This window comes from Paenibacillus sp. P22 (assembly GCF_000469945.2).
Classification (GTDB): domain Bacteria; phylum Bacillota; class Bacilli; order Paenibacillales; family Paenibacillaceae; genus Paenibacillus_O; species Paenibacillus_O humicus.
In genome coordinates, this window is record NZ_CBRA020000005.1 from 57,721 (window position 1) to 72,988 (window position 15,268).

General features: G+C 46.1%; 16 protein-coding genes. 9 read left to right on the forward strand and 7 right to left on the reverse strand.

What is annotated here, in order from left to right; all coding sequences use genetic code 11:
* The first annotated feature begins 14 nt into the window (after positions 1-14).
* The 6 genes from BN871_RS01650 to BN871_RS26450 all read left to right on the forward strand — a co-directional run bounded on the left by BN871_RS01650 (position 15) and on the right by BN871_RS26450 (position 5,491).
* Positions 15-686: a TVP38/TMEM64 family protein gene (locus BN871_RS01650; RefSeq protein WP_048743995.1), complete on the forward strand. Its 672-nt coding sequence runs from the start codon at positions 15-17 to the stop codon at positions 684-686.
* Positions 687-804: 118 nt separating this feature from the next.
* On the forward strand, positions 805-1,497 hold the full coding sequence (locus BN871_RS01655; protein ID WP_048743998.1) for a response regulator transcription factor: 693 nt from the start codon (positions 805-807) through the stop codon (positions 1,495-1,497).
* Positions 1,494-2,564: a cell wall metabolism sensor histidine kinase WalK gene (locus BN871_RS01660; protein ID WP_048744001.1), complete on the forward strand. Its 1,071-nt coding sequence runs from the start codon at positions 1,494-1,496 to the stop codon at positions 2,562-2,564. Before BN871_RS01655 ends, BN871_RS01660 begins: the two co-directional genes overlap by 4 nt.
* Positions 2,565-2,706: 142 nt before the next feature.
* On the forward strand, positions 2,707-3,612 hold the full coding sequence (locus BN871_RS01665; RefSeq protein WP_374725869.1) for a F510_1955 family glycosylhydrolase: 906 nt from the start codon (positions 2,707-2,709) through the stop codon (positions 3,610-3,612).
* A gap of 13 nt (positions 3,613-3,625) precedes the next feature.
* Positions 3,626-4,924 (forward strand): cell wall-binding repeat-containing protein, encoded by a 1,299-nt coding sequence (locus BN871_RS01670; RefSeq protein WP_048744006.1) that lies wholly within the window; start codon positions 3,626-3,628, stop codon positions 4,922-4,924.
* A 237-nt stretch (positions 4,925-5,161) separates the two neighbouring features.
* Entirely contained in the window at positions 5,162-5,491 is a 330-nt protein-coding gene (locus BN871_RS26450) for a four-helix bundle copper-binding protein (RefSeq protein ID WP_083436180.1), read from the forward strand.
* 1,011 nt (positions 5,492-6,502) lie between these two features.
* On the opposite strand, the gene merA is transcribed toward BN871_RS26450, so the two are convergent.
* From merA to BN871_RS01710, 7 genes are all read right to left on the reverse strand, one after another.
* Positions 6,503-8,143 (reverse strand): mercury(II) reductase, encoded by a 1,641-nt coding sequence (gene merA / locus BN871_RS01685; protein ID WP_021877410.1) that lies wholly within the window; start codon positions 8,141-8,143, stop codon positions 6,503-6,505.
* 3 nt (positions 8,144-8,146) lie between these two features.
* Positions 8,147-8,407 (reverse strand): heavy-metal-associated domain-containing protein, encoded by a 261-nt coding sequence (locus tag BN871_RS27335; protein WP_021877411.1) that lies wholly within the window; start codon positions 8,405-8,407, stop codon positions 8,147-8,149.
* A 170-nt stretch (positions 8,408-8,577) separates the two neighbouring features.
* Positions 8,578-8,838 carry an Uncharacterized mercuric resistance protein MerE gene (locus tag BN871_RS26455; protein ID WP_021877412.1) on the reverse strand — a complete coding sequence of 87 codons (261 nt, stop codon included), beginning with the start codon at positions 8,836-8,838 and terminating at the stop codon, positions 8,578-8,580.
* Positions 8,835-9,248: an Hg(II)-responsive transcriptional regulator gene (gene merR / locus BN871_RS01690; protein WP_021877413.1), complete on the reverse strand. Its 414-nt coding sequence runs from the start codon at positions 9,246-9,248 to the stop codon at positions 8,835-8,837. The genes BN871_RS26455 and merR overlap by 4 nt, the downstream gene beginning before the upstream one ends.
* A gap of 469 nt (positions 9,249-9,717) precedes the next feature.
* Positions 9,718-10,341: a class I SAM-dependent methyltransferase gene (locus BN871_RS01700; RefSeq protein WP_021877415.1), complete on the reverse strand. Its 624-nt coding sequence runs from the start codon at positions 10,339-10,341 to the stop codon at positions 9,718-9,720.
* Positions 10,342-10,347: 6 nt separating this feature from the next.
* Positions 10,348-12,465: a heavy metal translocating P-type ATPase gene (locus tag BN871_RS01705; RefSeq protein ID WP_021877416.1), complete on the reverse strand. Its 2,118-nt coding sequence runs from the start codon at positions 12,463-12,465 to the stop codon at positions 10,348-10,350.
* Positions 12,455-12,826 carry a metalloregulator ArsR/SmtB family transcription factor gene (locus BN871_RS01710; RefSeq protein ID WP_048744055.1) on the reverse strand — a complete coding sequence of 124 codons (372 nt, stop codon included), beginning with the start codon at positions 12,824-12,826 and terminating at the stop codon, positions 12,455-12,457. Before BN871_RS01710 ends, BN871_RS01705 begins: the two co-directional genes overlap by 11 nt.
* A 217-nt stretch (positions 12,827-13,043) precedes the next feature.
* Here BN871_RS01710 and BN871_RS26460 point away from each other — a divergent pair, with 217 nt between their 5' ends.
* The 3 genes from BN871_RS26460 (at position 13,044) to BN871_RS01720 (ending at position 15,243) form a co-directional block, all read left to right on the forward strand.
* Positions 13,044-13,256: a hypothetical protein gene (locus BN871_RS26460; protein ID WP_083436181.1), complete on the forward strand. Its 213-nt coding sequence runs from the start codon at positions 13,044-13,046 to the stop codon at positions 13,254-13,256.
* Between the two features lie 235 nt (positions 13,257-13,491).
* Positions 13,492-13,815 carry a metalloregulator ArsR/SmtB family transcription factor gene (locus tag BN871_RS01715; protein ID WP_048744011.1) on the forward strand — a complete coding sequence of 108 codons (324 nt, stop codon included), beginning with the start codon at positions 13,492-13,494 and terminating at the stop codon, positions 13,813-13,815.
* 15 nt (positions 13,816-13,830) lie between these two features.
* The gene (locus BN871_RS01720) at positions 13,831-15,243 is read left to right on the forward strand and encodes an arsenic transporter (RefSeq protein ID WP_021877420.1); all 1,413 of its coding nucleotides are present in this window, start codon (positions 13,831-13,833) and stop codon (positions 15,241-15,243) included.
* Positions 15,244-15,268 lie beyond the last annotated feature (25 nt).

Genomic DNA, 15,268 nt, shown 5'->3' on the forward strand with positions numbered 1-15,268 from the left:
AACGGAATGGAAACATGATGAAAAAAGGATTGGTTGTTCTTCTTTATGGGGTCGTGATTGCCGCCGTCATAATCTTCAAGGAATCTCTGCTTTCATGGCTCTCTCTTGGAGGCGTGGAGCGTCTTCCATGGATGATCGGGGCTGCGATCCTTCTTGCGATGATTCCGCTCGTTCCTTTTGGGATTGTAGCCGGAATCATCGGGGCCGCGTATGGGCCGGTCTGGGGCAGTTTGATCAATGTGGTCAGTTCAACCACCGCGGCAGCCTTGACCTTTTGGGCGGTTCGGTTGATTTTTCAGGAACGAGGCCGTCAGCTCATGGCTTCGGTGAAAGGAGCAGAACGGTTTATCTTCCTTCTGGAGCGTAATGCATTCTTTGCGGTCATACTGGCTCGCCTGCTACCATTCGTCCCCGCGGTAATCGTCAATATCGGTGCGGCTCTCTTCCGAATGTCCTTTGGAAGTTTTATTATGGCCACTGCGGTCGGGAAAGTACCGGTCATGGTTGTGTTTGCCTTCATGGGGAGTCAGTTGGATTCAAACTGGCCCGTTATGCTACGGACGCTGTTCATTTACATGTTCTTTCTGGTGGTTGTATACGCAGGCTATCGAGTATGGCTTCGCTGGATGGAATCCCTTTATAAAAAGGAACCGACTGATGAATACTATAGAGGAAAAGGGGACTGATTCGGGCTGATTAGGGTCGCCCTTTTGTTGTTTCTGCACGGCATCTCTGCATCTACATCAGTTCTACATAAGTCATGGGTAAAGTGATACATAGAGGCGTTATTCGCGGAGGATGGTCATGAAAACGATATTGGTCGTCGATGATGAATCGAAAATTCGGGATGTGGTTGTATCCTATTTGAAAAAAGACGGTTTTCAGACCGTTGAAGCCGAAACGGGCAGCGAGGCCATTCGGCGCGTGCAAAACGAATCGATTGATTTTGTCATCCTGGACCTTATGCTTCCGGATATGGAGGGCGAGCAGGTTTGCCAAGCGATTCGTCAAATCCATTCTGTTCCGATTTTGATGCTTACCGCCAAGGTTTCCGAGAACAATCGGATTAAGGGGTTATCCATGGGGGCCGACGATTACTTGATCAAGCCCTTTGACCCACGCGAAGTAGTGGCTCGGGTTCGGGCGATTATGCGGCGTACGGACGAATATCATTTGCTTGCGGATCGCCTGGCCTTTAATCAAGGGGAACTTATCATTGATTCGTTAAAGCAGCAAGTATTCCGCGACGGCCAACCGGTGAACCTGACCCCGAATGAATATAAGCTGCTGCTTGTCCTGGCCAAGCATCCGCAGCGTCACTTTTCACGAGAGGAGCTTGTAGAACGCGTGCTTGGCTATGATTTTGACGGTGATATCCGAACGATCGATCAGCATGTAAAAAATATCCGGCAAAAAATAGAGGGCGACCCCAAGTCCCCAAAATATATTGTGACGGTGTATGGAACCGGCTATCGGTTTGCAGGAGGAACAACATGAATAAGCGTCTGCATACCCGTTTGGCTCTGATTATTATCGGGATTGCTGCTGGCATTGTCCTGATTACAACCATTAGCGTCATTTTGACGACACACTATCATTTCTCCTTGTATCAAGCTCAAGCCGGTATGACGCACGAATTACCCGAACTGAATTATCATTTGGAACAAGCGTTGATGCAAACGATCATCTGGACGTGTTTAGTTGCGATTGTACTTGCCGTATTTCTCGGTTTTTATGTAGCCAAACGAATTTCGGCTCCTCTCATTCATATGAAGCGAGTCGCGGAACGCATGACGGACGGGGAATGGAGTACGAGAGTGGACATTCAAGGGAAAGATGAGCTTGCAGACTTGGGCGCATCGCTAAATACGCTGGCAGAGCAGTTGCAGCAGCATGAGCAACTGCGCGTCACGATGACCGAAGACATCGCGCATGAGCTACGAACCCCTTTGGCTACGCTCAAAAGTCATATGCGCGCCCTAGAAGACGGGATTTGGGAGCCTACGCCGGAGCGTATCCATTCCTGCTACGAAGAAATCGAACGATTGACGCAGCTAGTAGCCGAGTTGGAAGACTTGACGCATGTGGAGTCCCCCGGTTTTCAATTGGTGCGAAAAGAAGAATCATTGACGGCCATCATCGAGAGAGGCGAAGAACTGGTTGCTGCTGCCTATCGTGAAAAAAACGTTCATCTACGGTGTTCCGTAAGTCCTCATATTGATGTTTTTGTCGATCATGATCGCATGATTCAGGTGCTTGTGAATCTGCTTAGCAACGCATTGAAATTTACTCCTGAACACGGAGAAGTGCGAATTGAGGGTAGTGAAGACAGCGGACATGTTTGGATCCGAGTTCAAGACACGGGAACGGGAATCCCACAGGAGGACTTGCCCTATGTGTTCGAGCGATTTTACCGGGCGGATAAGTCCCGCAATCGGAAGACCGGCGGCAGCGGCCTGGGGTTAACCATCGTCAAGGAGTTGGTTGCAGCCCACGGCGGGGAAATTTCGGCCGAGAACCGGGAAGGTGCCGCTTTTACAATTCGGATTCCCAAAAGACAATAGAGCAAGCATTCTACATCGAATCTTCAAAAGTATCGATTACACTGTATATGACTTGCATTTTTATCGAATGGTTTGGAAATACATGGGGGACACTGAATTCAGGTCTCTTTTTTAGATATGGGGGTAATTTTTTTTGAAAAAGATGACGATGCTTGCACTAGCGGCAGTACTCTTGATCGGGACCACGGCATGCTCGAAAAAGGCAGAGCAAGGGCCGAATTCCAATGCGAGTACCACTTTTATGCACCTACATGGCCTTGGTTACTCCGCAGACGGAAAACGGCTTTTCATTCCCGTTCACAACGGACTACAGTTATATGCAGATGGTTTATGGAGTGAAGGTCCGGGGGTGAAGCACGATTATATGGGGTTCACCGCTGTCGATGACGGATTTTACAGCAGCGGCCATCCAGCACCGGGTTCGAAGTTTAAAAATCCATTAGGCCTTGTGAAAAGTACGAATGACGGGAAAACCATCACGGTCCTGGCACTTGAGGGAGAAGTCGATCTACACGGTATGACAGCCGGGTATCGTTCGCATGTGCTATACGTGGTGAACCCGGAACCTAACACCAAAATGAAACAGGCAGGGCTGTTTTATAGCAAGGATGAGGGGAAAACCTGGACAAGCAGTCCTGCAACCGGGCTCCAAGGGCAGATGATGGCAATCGCAGCTCACCCTTCTGATGCAGCAATTGCTGCCGTCGGCACGACAACAGGTGCCTTTCTGTCGAAGGATTACGGCCAGAGGTTTACCGCATTGGTTCCGGAACAACCGGTTTCGGCCCTGGCTTTCACGGATTCCGGTAACGTACTAGTAGCTACCTCCGGCCCCAATGCTTCGCTGATTGAAATTAATATAGAGAGCAAGCAATCGTTGGTGATTCAGACGCCAAGCAAGGATACGATCACCTATGTTGTCCAGAATCCAGCGAATCCGAAAGAGCTGGCCATCGCAACGGAGCCAAAAGATGTCTTTCTTTCTACCGATCGCGGCGCTACATGGATACAAATTGCAGATAAAGGCAAAACTATCAACCGAAAATAGGAGGTTTTTAAGCATGAAAAAAAGCTTGAAAGTCGGTATTATTTCGGCGGCTACAGCACTGGCCCTGACCGGATGCTTTAACAAATCCAATTCTTCCACTCCACACGATATGAACAACATGGGCCAGCAAACTGGTTCGGCACAAAGCCCAGCCAGTGCGGTATCTTTGCCGTGGATTGCCTCAAAAAACACGACGCGCATCAATACAAGTGAGCCGGTGGAAGCTGCGGTGCTGGTTTCAAAAACGCTGTGGATGGCAACCAGTGATGCGAACCGTCCCGGAGGCGTCATTCTGGCGAACCCGAAAGATTGGCAAACGACCCTCGTTAGTGCAGATTTGATTCATCACCCGAATAACGGTCCAGTTCTGTTTGTGAATAAAGACAGTGTACCGGATGTAACGCTGGACGAATTGAAAAGACTAAAACCAATGGGGACGGACATGAATAAAGGAACCCAGGTTATATTGGTCGGGGATCTTGACCCCAAGGTAGAGGAGCAGGTAAAGGCGCTTGGATATAAGACGGACAAGATTGCAGGGGGCAACCCGGCGGCCGTAGCCAAAGCCGTAGATGCTTATTATACCGCTGTCGCGATGGAAAATCCGCCTTCGGTCATCATTGGTTCTATGGACAGCGAAGAATATTCAATGCCAGCAGTGAATTGGATTTCTCATATGCCTGAGCCGCTACTTTATGTTAAAAAGGATGAGGTTCCGCAAGAAACCGTGGATGCTTTAAAGAAACGGGGCGGAAAAGCCAATATTTATTTGCTCGGGCCAGAATCGATTATTTCGGCCAAAGTCCAAGAACAATTGGGTCAGTACGGGAAAGTGGTTCGTATTGCGGGCAACGATCCATATGCGAATGCCGTTGCCTTCGCGAAGTATAAAGATTCCACAACCGGTTTTGGTTGGGGGATTACAACCCCGGGTCATAACTTTTCGTTCGTCAATAAAGATTCCGCAGCCTTGGCACTCGCGGCAGCTCCATTCTCGCATTTAGGCAAACATGCACCGCTTCTCTGGACGGACAAAGACAAACTGCCGGATACGGTGATGTCCTATGTCATGTCGATTCAACCGAAATATAAAAAGGAGCCAACGGAAGGGCCTTACAATCATGCTTGGTTAACGGGGAGCGAGGATTCGTTATCCGCCGTGGCGCAAGGGGAGATCGATTCCATGCTGGAGATCGTATCGGAGACCGGAGAAGGCCATGGCGGGCATGGCGGCGGAAATACAAAGACAGAACCGTCCCCTAAACCAAGTGAGGGCACAACCGGCGGCTATATGCCGGGCATGAAGCATTGATTATCAGGTCGAACACAAATTTCCAAAAGAAAGCAGGTGTCTGATTATGATGGGGATGATGTACGGATGGTCATGGGTCATGATGCTGTTTTGTGCATTGTTCATGGCCGCGATCATAGGTGTCGCCGTTTATATAGCGGTAAGGCTTGCTTTAAGAAAAACTCGTTTGTAGTATATCGCAGCTCGTTTGGGTAAAACATAAAAGGTACAAATTTCAAATTGGAGGTAAAACAACCCATGTCACATGAGCAATTTCAACATTGCATTGATGAATGCATAAAGTGTATGCTGGCATGCAATCACTGTTATGACGCCTGCTTGAATGAAGATCACCTTGAGGGGATGAAAGAGTGCATCCGGTTGGATCGGGAGTGCGCCGACATTTGTGCCTTTGCTGCGCAAGCGATGTCCCATCACAGTTCCTATGTGAAGGAGCTTTGCCGGATTTGTGCCGATGTTTGCGAAGCATGCGGGAATGAGTGCAAAAAGCACGAGCATGAACACTGTCAGCGCTGTGCCGATGCTTGTTTCTCCTGTGCAAAAGCTTGCCGAGCTATGGCAAGCTGAAACAAGGCGAAAACAGCCTATCCCACTCTGGGGATAGGCTGTTTCGGTGTTCTATCTTTTCAATTGCTTAAAGTAGCAATTCTTGGTTAAACTGACGCAGTAGAAAAAATTCTGTACTCACTCATGTAGGAACTTTATTTAAAGTATATAAATTTAAAGAAGCAGAGAATGGGGAAGAAGCCGTCCAACTGTTACAGGAATATTCGGCCGGATGTCGTCACCATTGATATTACGATGCTCGAAATGGGCACTATGGCAAATTCGGTTGTATCAGTACCGTAAATCTGGTTACTCTAGGCCAATGCCGTGCTCGTTATAGGTATCCCTCCATAGACTAATGTGGAAATACGAAGACGTTCAAACACACGAGGAGGGAATTTCCTTTGAATCATTTCGTCCACTATGCGATGCCGATGTACACGCAAGACAATGCCACTTATTATAGACAAATGTACGAATGGCATATGAAACCTGCATCATTATCAAGAACAGTTGCGCGGGTTTCATTTGGAACGGGCCAAGTATTTTCAAGGCTTGGTTGAAGAAAGAGAGAAAGCTGCTACAAAATCCAACGACGGCCCTGCTGCTTGATACGGAATTTCTATGGGGCGATGTGCTGAACTGGAAAAATTCCGAGTGAAGCTATGGGACCAGTACTTAACGGTTCGTGATTTTTACGGCGGAATTGCCGTTTCCTTCGATAATCTTTGGTTTGATTTCCTATCCAGATATTTTATATCGGAACAGCCATTGACATTGATTTTTGACCAAGTTTGCAGAGATATGGAAAGACACGTAATTAGAAAAACGGAACCCGAGAGTCCATAAGAAGCTAAGAAAGTCGCTTTTTGGAGGACTCCAAAGCGCTTGAAACGAAGAGGTAATATAATTGCAGTCGGTTGAATGCAAAAACCAGTCAACACGAAAATTAGTGTTTGACTGGTTTTCATTATCGATAAACGATCAGTTGAGAACAGTTGTCTTTACGATCAAGGTTGCTTGGCCAATATCTTATCCAGCACAACAGGATAATTTAGATACATCTTTATTGATCGTAAGAGCTGCTAGTTTTAATCCCTCAGCCATCGTTAAATACGGTGCTAGGCTATCGCGTAGATCCTCGACCGTTAAACCGAACTTGACTGCAAGTGTCGCAGCGTAAATTACATCTCCGGCATTTTCAGCGACAATATGAACACCAAGCACCGTTAACGACTTGGAATCAGCCACTAATTTAAAAACGCCGGTTGTTTCGCGATTAACAAGTGCTCTAGGCACCGAATCCAAAGGAAGAATGGACGTTTTAACCTCATACCCTTTTGCCTTGGCTTTCTCTTCCGTGAGTCCTACAGTAGCAACGGAAGGAGAAGTGAACGTAACACCTGGAACAGCTTCAAGATTTACCTTTTTCTCTAAGCCGCCTATTGCATTATCGGCCGCGATGCGACCTTCATAAGCAGCCACATATACAAACTGCGGCCCCATCGTCACATCGCCTGCAGCATAAATTCTAGGATTCGAAGTGTTTAAAAAATCATCGACGACGATTTCGCTTTTGGAACCTATATTTACGTTCGCAGCATTAAGGTTTAGTGCTTCAATATTTGGTTTTCTACCGGTTGCAATAAGCAGCTGCTCGACTTCGATGACTTTCTTTTCGCCATCTACGGAAATATGCACTTGTTTTAGATCGCCACTTGCTTCTATGCGATCATACGTTACACCGGTAATCAAGTGAATCCCTTGCTCCGTTAAAGCCTTTGTCACCGCTTCGGAAATTTCAGGGTCATACTCTTTCAAAATGCGAGGACTTCTTTGCATCAGCGTAACATCTGACCCTAGATTGTGAAAGAGTTGACCCAATTCCATTGCAATATAGCCTGAGCCAATGACGGCAACCGTTTTAGGCAATTGTTTGAGCTCAAGTAGTGATGTGCTTGTTAAATAATCCACGTCCCTTAATCCTTGAATATCCGGAATGGACGGAGAAGCTCCTGTGGCAATTAAAAATCGTTTCGCTGTAACCAGTCGTCCACTTACCTCAATGGTTTTTTCATCTACGAATGTTGCCTCTCCTCGAATGAGTTCAAATCCGTACTCACCAATCAAATGTTCATACTTCTGTTCTCGCATACTGGCTACCAGTTCATTTTTATGTTCGACCAACTTTTCCAAATCTACTTTTCCTGTTGATGTGGCTAGTCCCAAGAATGGGTTGCTTTTGGCTAAATGATTGATTTCACCGGCACGAAGCAGCGTTTTTGATGGAACACAGCCAACATTTACGCAGGTTCCGCCAACAATTCCCCGCTCAATGATCGCGACCTTTGCGCCATATTCCACCGCTTGAATCGCTGCGGAAAAAGCTGCTCCACCGGAACCGATGATCAGAAAATCATAGTCGCCTTCATCGCCGAGAACCGGAGCATCATGAGTTTCTATCACTTCCGCATCTCCGGATTGATATTTTGCCTCGTTAATGGCTTTTTGGGCGGTTTCGATCATAACGTCATCGGGCAATTCAAACGTGGCTTCATTACGGTGAAAACTCGTCTCGATATTGGCGGCTCCAATGTTTTTAAGTGCGGTTGCTACGTGTTCTTCGCAGCCGCTGCATGTCATGCCTTGAACGTTGATTCGGTATTTTTTCATTTTTTATCCTCCCATTACATCAAACCCATATTTTGTAACCGATGATTGGATTAGCTTTACATCGGTTTTCAGATCATCAAAGGAAACCGTCACTTTTCCAGTGCTTCCCTTAGGTTCAATTTCTACTTTGCTGACTCCGTTTACCTTGAAATTAAATCTTGAATCACAGAAGGTGGGCAACATTCTAATCCCGTGACCGTGAACGTCGCCGATTGATTTGCAACAGTTGTACTTGCAGTTTGCACTGCTGCCGATGATTTTCATTGCTGCCGCCTGCCGTACCCGTGATCATTAAAAACATCTGGTACTTGATTGAAATAATCGCGAGTGTACCTGCCAAACCGGATAATCCGAGTGGAATGAGAATTAAGGGTCCGAGGCAGCAAGAAAGGCAGATAATACCGCCCCCCAGCTCGTTAGTTTTTCTCTCAAAATCATTCACCTCGTTTTTGCCCTGGTACTGAGCAGCAATCGTGTGTCACATCGGTTTTTTCTTGTATATTCGTCCTTTTGAATACCATACAAAGGGAAATCACAAATAGAATAGCCAAAATAGCACTAGCGGCGCCTTGATGGGCTGCAAAATACGCACCCAGTGTTGTGCCAGCAAGCAGAGGAAGAATCAAAACGAGATGGCAAGGGCAGGAAAGCAGAGCTAAAAAGCCCCATCCCATTTTCTTTGTATTGTCTTTCACAGGATTTCCTCCTCATTGTCAATTAACGCCTCGATGATTGGGCATTCATGAATTGCCTTTTCATCTGGACAGCGGTCTTTTAAATCTTTTAGCATACATTCGATTCGCTCAAGGTCTCTTATTTTCAACCGAACATCTTCAAGTTTTTGAACAACAAAATCGTGCATATCCGCACATCTCACATCGTCTTTATCAACGACACCAAGCAATTTATCAATTTCAGATAACGTAAAACCAAGCTCTTGTATACGTTTAATGAACATGATTCGTTTTACCGCATCTTCCGGATAAAGCCGGTAACCTGCATCCGACCTTACAGGTTCAGCAATCAGACCTTTTCGTTCATAATATCTAAGCGTTTCTTTATTCACATTACATAATTTGGATATATCTCCTGAATGATACCTCATGGTTCACCTCCCTCATAAGTGTAAACCCTGTACCATGATACATAGTCAAGACATCTTTATTTATTTCCTTAAAGTTCCGAAATAATTTTATTTTGGTTGTATTAGCTATGTGGCCGAGCAAGAGCGGAAGAAGAACCGGCAGCGGCAGGCGGAAGGAATCGAGGTTCCCCGAGAGGAGGGCTGTTGTATTCGGCCGACCCAAGCAGGAGATCGATGGAAAATGTGGAGGCGTACCGGGAATGGAAAGCAGGCCAGATTACCGCGACGGACGCTATACGTCGGATCGGTATGAAAAAGCCTACATTTTACCGGCGAGTGAAGGAATACGAGGAAATCAATGAGCCGTTCTAAGCTATCGTCAGTTCCGCGGCGGCCAATGATGGGGTAGTACCAGCAAACAAAGCTGACACCACCCGTAAAGTACATGGGGACATTTCCCCCTCAATACCTTGGCCTAGGAGATACCTAGTTAAGTTTGATGTTTACGAACTATGATTTTTCGATACATACCGTTAAATAGGGCTGATGCATCTTCTTCCACTCGAATTTGTTTCTCGTACGGCATAATGATTTGCTCAAAATGACGACCGATGTCTGTACCCATCAATGCTACGACGGGGCGAAGAATTTTCTTCATTACAGGCAACTCCCGAGATGGAGGGGCAAACTTATCGAAAATGAGAATACGTCCCCCAGTTCGCGTAACCCGAATCATTTCTTGAAAACATTGGTTCGGATCAGGGACCACAGATAAGATCAGATTCGCAATGACCATATCAAATGATTCCGGTGAAAAGGTCAAATTTTGTGCATCCATTTCCATGAAAGTAACGTTAGGAGAGTCATATTGATTCTTAGCTCGGCCAAGCATTTCGGGTGACAAGTCGATTGCAGTTACAGAAATATCTTTCCCCATAATGAACCGCAAGTCTGCACCTGTCCCGACGCCCACAAAAAGAATTTGGCTGTTAGCTTTAATGTCGACGTCCTCAAAAATCTTTTTCCGAGCCTTTAGAAAAGGCCCGGAATTAAAGAAATAATCATAAAAGGGTGCCCATACCCGATAAATCACTTTATTCCAAGGGTTATTCATAGGCGATCATTTCCCTTTCACTTTTAACAAACGTAAGCTGTTCAAAGTAACAATTAGGGTAGCTCCCATATCTGCAAAAATAGCCATCCATAGCGTAAGCCATCCAGGAACAATCAAAGCCAAAGCGACAAGTTTAATCCCGAGCGAGAACGTAATGTTTTGCTTTATTATCGCAAGGGTTTTACGGCTTAACCGAATCGTATACGGGAGTTTACCTAAGTCGTCAGCCATAAGTGCAATGTCCGCCGTTTCAAGCGCCGTATCCGTACCCGCGCCTCCCATAGCGATACCAACCGTTGAAGCCGCAAGCGCGGGCGCGTCGTTGACGCCATCGCCAATCATTGCGACATTGCCATAGTCTTTACGAAGCTGCTTAATGTAATCTAATTTATCTTGCGGCATGAGGTCGGCTTTAACGTCTGTAACATTCAACCGGCTCCCGATAGCTTCGGCGGTTGCTTGATTATCACCCGTAAGCATAATCGTTTTCTTGATGCCAATTTCGTGCAATTGCTTAATAACGTCTTTACTGGAATCGCGCACTTCATCGGCCACGGCTATTAAGGCAAGAACTTGTTGTTCCGTTCCCAAGACCATAACCGTTTTCCCTTGTTTTTGTAGAGCTTCGATACGTTGATTCGTTTCAACATTCATATCGGAGCGAAGTTCTGCAAAGAGTTTTGGACTACCGACGTAATACAATTCCTCGTTTACTTTTGCTTTAACGCCTTTTCCAGTTATCGATTGGAAATCCTCAACGGTGAGGGATAAGTCGGCTCCGAGATTTTCAGCTTTACGAACAATCGCGGAAGCGAGCGGGTGTTGCGAACCTTTTTCGATAACTGCCGCGATGGCAAGCAATTCTTTTTCGTCTTTCGTTCCGAAAGTATGGACATTTGTTACTTCCGGGAATCCTTTCGTCAGCGTACCCGTTTTATCGAATGCGATTGCGGCAAGGCGACCAGCTTCTTCAAGGTGTATGCCGCCTTTGATAAGGACGCCATTTTTCGCCGCGTTTCCGATAGCTGTAACAATCGAAACAGGTGTCGAAATGACCAATGCGCAAGGACAGCCGACGACGAGTAACGCTAATCCCCGATATACCCAATCGCCCCAATCAGCGCCGACGAACAGAGGGGGAACAACGGCAATACCTAATGCCAAAATCATAATCGCGGGCGTATAGTATTTCGCAAATCGGTCAACGAACGCTTGTGAAGGTGCACGTTCGGCTTGTGCTTCTTCAACAAGGTGAATAATTTTCGAGATTGTAGTATCCTCGACATGCTTCGTTACTTTGACCTCAAGCAATCCTTCTTCGTTTAATGTGCCTGCGAAAACTTCATCATCAATTGTTTTCGTTACGGGAACCGATTCGCCGGTTATCGCAGCTTGGTTAATGGTTGATGTCCCTTTAATAACCACGCCATCCATTGCGAGTTTTTGACCAGGCTTTACAATCATGACGTCGCCAACCTGTATATCATCGACACTTACCGTAATTTCTTCGGAACCGCGTCGAATCAGAGCTTCCTTCGGTGCAATATCCATCAGGGAACGAATGGATTGACGCGCTTTCTCCATAGAGTAACGTTCCAAAACTTCACTAATTGCAAACAAGATCACAACCGTCGCGCCTTCGCCCCATTTGCCGATCGCCGCGGCACCGATGATGGCCACCGTCATAAGGGTGTTCATATCGAACTGAAGCCGGAAGAGATTTTTAAGCCCTTTTTTGAATAGATCGTAACCGCCAATGAGAATAGAAGCCGCAAAAATGACTGCGGATAAGATACTTCCCTCACCTAGAAAATAACCTGCCGCAAGCAATACGGCAGAAACCAACACGTTCCAATGCTCTTGCCAAAATGGCTTTTTCTTTTCAATCGTCCGTTGTTTTTCAGGTGTGACTTTCAGGCTTTCAAAAGCTCCAGCCTTTTCTAAATCCTCCATTGTGGTACTTCCATAAACGGTAATCTTGGATGCTCCAAAATTGACTTGAGCATCTTTAACGCCAGGCAAACCTTTTACATTTTTCTCGAAAATGCCTGCGCAATTCGTACAGGTAAAGCCTTGAACTCTGTAGACGTTTTTATCTTCTGTGTTTTCAATTTTATTTTCCATTGGTGATCAACTCCCGCGAATGAGTAGAAGCTAGCTGTACCAATTGACGAACATGGTCGTCTTCTAGCGAATAAAAAACTAATTTGCCATCCTTGCGGTATTTGGCTAGGCCAAGCTGCTTTAAGGTGCGAAGATGGTGTGAAGCTGTTGCCAACGAAGAACCGATAATGTTAGCCACATCACAAACACATAATTCATCTTCTTCGCAAAGGGCAAAAGCGATTTTCATTCTGGTTTCGTCAGCTAAAACCTTAAACATCTTTATCATGCCTTGAATATTTTGTCCTTCAAGTGCATGTTGTACCTTTCGGACTTTAGGTTCGTCATAACAATAAATTTCACATGAGTCCTTTTCTTTCATACCGCTCATATTCTCACCTCTATAATCAAACGAGTATTTGATTGTTATCATACAACAAACTTTTCGATTATTCAAATGTATATTTGATTATCTATCAAACATATCTAAAATATTCTTTTCAACGTTGATACTGCGTTAACAATTGGCGTATATGATCATAATAGAAATAAGCAAATAATTATATGGCTATTTACAGCGGGTAGGGGAGTGTGGGAGAATGAAACGGGAAGTCAAACGAATTTATTTCCTTTGCGGGCAAAATCGGTGCCGAAGTCAGATGGCCGAAGCTTTTGCCAAGTTTTATGGCGGGGATCATGTAGTGGTGGAGAGTGCTGGATTAAATCCATCCGAAGAAGTGCATCCTTACACCATTGAAGCTATGCGTGAGGTAGGCATCGATCTTTCCCAGCATGTTTGCAAAAAAAATTGATATGAAATTTTTTTCTAGCGTCGAATGCGATCGTCAAGCTGTGCGAACAAATTGTGGAGCGCTGTCCTATCGTACCGTTTAAGATCATGAACGTCGAGTGGAACATCCCTGACCCGTTGGCCGTAGACGGCGGCAGCCTGGAAGACGTGAAGAGAGCGCGTGACGAGATTCGGGAGAAAGTGATTGGGTTGTTAAAAGGGATGGACATTCCCGTCGCTTAAAAGGAGTGAAGCAGTTGAGCAAACTAGAAGAAGTAGCGGATGCCTTGAAGCTATTAGGGGACCGGAACAGGCTCACTATCGTAGCCATGTTGCAGGTGAAGGAACTGTGCGTGTGCGAGATCGTGGACATTTTGAAAACAAGCCAGCCCAATATCAGTCAGCATATGCGCAAGCTGAGGGACGGGGGCTTGGTCAAAGAGTCCCGCAGGGGGCAATGGGTTTATTATTCGCTCTGCCTGGAAGACAAGCCTTATATTTTGGATATTCTAAAGGAAATTCCTTCGCAAGCGGCGATGATTGAGCCTGTCGTTTGCGAAACCAATGATTGCTGTACGTAGTTCAGGAGGACGCATATGGTTTATGTAGCGATTTTCATTTTCTTGGTAACGTTGCTTTTTGTCATCTGGCAACCGAAAGGATTAAACATCGGCTGGTCGGCAAGTGTCGGAGCGATCCTTGCTTTAATATTTGGCGTGGTCAGCTTCGCTGACGTCGGCACCGTAACCGGCATCGTGTGGAATGCCACCTTGGCGTTTGTGGCCATTATTTTAATCTCACTGGTGCTGGATGAAATCGGATTTTTTGAGTGGGCTGCCTTGCATATGGCGCGGCTGGCACGCGGAAACGGTCTACTCATGTTTGTATTTATCATCCTGCTTGGATCGGCGGTTGCCGCGCTGTTTGCCAATGACGGCGGGGCCTTGATTATTACGCCGATTGTGCTCGCCATGGTCCGGGCGCTTAAGTTTGATGAAAAGATGATCCTACCGTTTATTATGGCGAGTGGGTTCATTGCCGATACGGCATCTTTACCGCTTGTCGTCAGCAACTTGGTGAATATTGTATCCGCCGATTATTTCAACATCGGTTTTGCGGAATACGCGAGCCGCATGATTGTTCCGAATTTCTTTTCCGTCATAGCGAGCCTCATTGTGCTGTATCTGTATTTCCGGAAAAGCATCCCGAACAATTACAATCTCACGCAACTGAAAAGGCCGAAGGAAGCCATCAAGGATATGCGGCTGTTTAAGTTATCTTGGGTCATTTTAACCGCGCTGCTTGTTGCGTATTTTATTAGCGAATTTTTCTCGATCCCTGTATCCATTATTGCCGGGGTTGCAGCGATTGCCTTTTTGTTCGCGGCGAGAAAGAGCCCTGCGATTCATACTTGGAAACTGGTAAAAGGCGCTCCCTGGGCTGTCGTGATCTTCTCTATCGGCATGTATGTGGTCGTTTATGGCTTGCGCAATGCCGGACTTACGGATGCACTGGGCAGCGTCATTCAAGCGGTCGCAGACAAAGGGTTATTTGTGGCTACCGTAGGGATGGGCTTTATTGCAGCCATCCTGTCGTCCATTATGAACAACATGCCAACGGTCATGATTGATGCGTTGGCCATCCAAGGTACACAAACCGATGGATTCATTCGTGAGGCGCTGATCTATGCGAATGTGATCGGTTCGGACTTAGGGCCGAAAATTACGCCAATCGGCTCCCTGGCCACGCTGCTTTGGCTGCATGTACTATCCACAAAAAACGTGAAAATCAGATGGGGCTATTATTTTAAAGTCGGCATCTTGTTAACCATTCCCACGTTGTTCATAACGCTCACCGGTCTTTATGTATGGCTTTATGTTCTCCAGACGCTACAGGTGAATGTATGGCTATGTATTGCGGTGATTGTGGTCGTCCTGGTGGTGGTTGCAATGATCATGAAGTCTTTTATGGGAAGTAAACAAGCGAAAAGAGTTCATCAAGGCGATTAATGAATTGAAATCAAAAGGAGATTGT

Coding starts and splice junctions, on each gene's coding strand:
- BN871_RS01650 (WP_048743995.1), top strand. CDS start 15: ATGATGAAAAAAGGATTGGTTGTTCTTCTTTATGGGGTCGTGATTGCC.
- BN871_RS01655 (WP_048743998.1), top strand. CDS start 805: ATGAAAACGATATTGGTCGTCGATGATGAATCGAAAATTCGGGATGTG.
- BN871_RS01660 (WP_048744001.1), top strand. CDS start 1,494: ATGAATAAGCGTCTGCATACCCGTTTGGCTCTGATTATTATCGGGATT.
- BN871_RS01665 (WP_374725869.1), top strand. CDS start 2,707: ATGACGATGCTTGCACTAGCGGCAGTACTCTTGATCGGGACCACGGCA.
- BN871_RS01670 (WP_048744006.1), top strand. CDS start 3,626: ATGAAAAAAAGCTTGAAAGTCGGTATTATTTCGGCGGCTACAGCACTG.
- BN871_RS26450 (WP_083436180.1), top strand. CDS start 5,162: ATGTCACATGAGCAATTTCAACATTGCATTGATGAATGCATAAAGTGT.
- merA (WP_021877410.1), bottom strand. CDS start 8,143: ATGAAAAAATACCGAATCAACGTTCAAGGCATGACATGCAGCGGCTGC.
- BN871_RS27335 (WP_021877411.1), bottom strand. CDS start 8,407: ATGAAAATCATCGGCAGCAGTGCAAACTGCAAGTACAACTGTTGCAAA.
- merR (WP_021877413.1), bottom strand. CDS start 9,248: ATGAGGTATCATTCAGGAGATATATCCAAATTATGTAATGTGAATAAA.
- BN871_RS01700 (WP_021877415.1), bottom strand. CDS start 10,341: ATGAATAACCCTTGGAATAAAGTGATTTATCGGGTATGGGCACCCTTT.
- BN871_RS01705 (WP_021877416.1), bottom strand. CDS start 12,465: ATGGAAAATAAAATTGAAAACACAGAAGATAAAAACGTCTACAGAGTT.
- BN871_RS01710 (WP_048744055.1), bottom strand. CDS start 12,826: ATGAAAGAAAAGGACTCATGTGAAATTTATTGTTATGACGAACCTAAA.
- BN871_RS26460 (WP_083436181.1), top strand. CDS start 13,044: ATGAAACGGGAAGTCAAACGAATTTATTTCCTTTGCGGGCAAAATCGG.
- BN871_RS01720 (WP_021877420.1), top strand. CDS start 13,831: ATGGTTTATGTAGCGATTTTCATTTTCTTGGTAACGTTGCTTTTTGTC.